The sequence below is a fragment of the Psychrobacter sp. 1U2 genome (assembly GCF_051847575.1).
This window is the reverse complement of record NZ_JBPYDC010001410.1, coordinates 1-607: the sequence shown is the minus strand read 5'-3', so window position 1 is coordinate 607 and position 607 is coordinate 1. Positions and strand designations below refer to the sequence as shown.

Annotated in this window: 1 protein-coding gene; it reads left to right on the top strand. The window is 48.8% G+C overall.

Annotated features, from left to right (window positions below; genetic code table 11):
* The coding region (locus ACS8FD_RS22365) for an aspartate-semialdehyde dehydrogenase (protein ID WP_439277480.1) at window positions 1-607 on the top strand (607 nt) is incomplete at both ends.

The window sequence follows — 607 nt, the reverse complement described above, 5'->3', positions numbered from 1 at the left end:
AGTTCATCAGCCGTTGCGTGACAGTGGCTGGAGTGGTTATTGGATTGATGCAGCAAGCACTTTGCGCATGGAAGATGACAGCATCATCATCCTTGATCCAGTGAACCGTAGTGTCATCGATAATGCACTGGCTCATGGCAAAAAGGATTTTATTGGCGGCAACTGTACAGTATCACTAATGCTAATGGCTATCGGTGAACTGTTTAATAAAGGCTGGGTCGAATGGGTCAGCGCCATGACGTATCAAGCAGCTAGCGGCTCGGGCGCAAACAATATGCGCGAGCTTATCAATGGTATGGGCGTCTTGCATGATGCAGTTAAAGATGAGCTGGCTGATCCTGCCAGCGCCATTCTGGACATCGATAAAAAAATTGCGCAGACCCAGCGCGCAGATAACTTTCCTAAGCAATATTTTGGCGTACCGCTCGCAGGCAGTTTGATCCCTTATATCGATGCTCAGTTAGACAACAAGCAATCCCGTGAAGAGTGGAAAGGTGGTGTTGAAACCAACAAGATCCTTGGCAACTCTGAAGCTGACAATATCGCTATTGACGGTATGTGTGTGCGCATTGGCGCCATGCGCTGCCACGCTCAAGGCTTAACCATC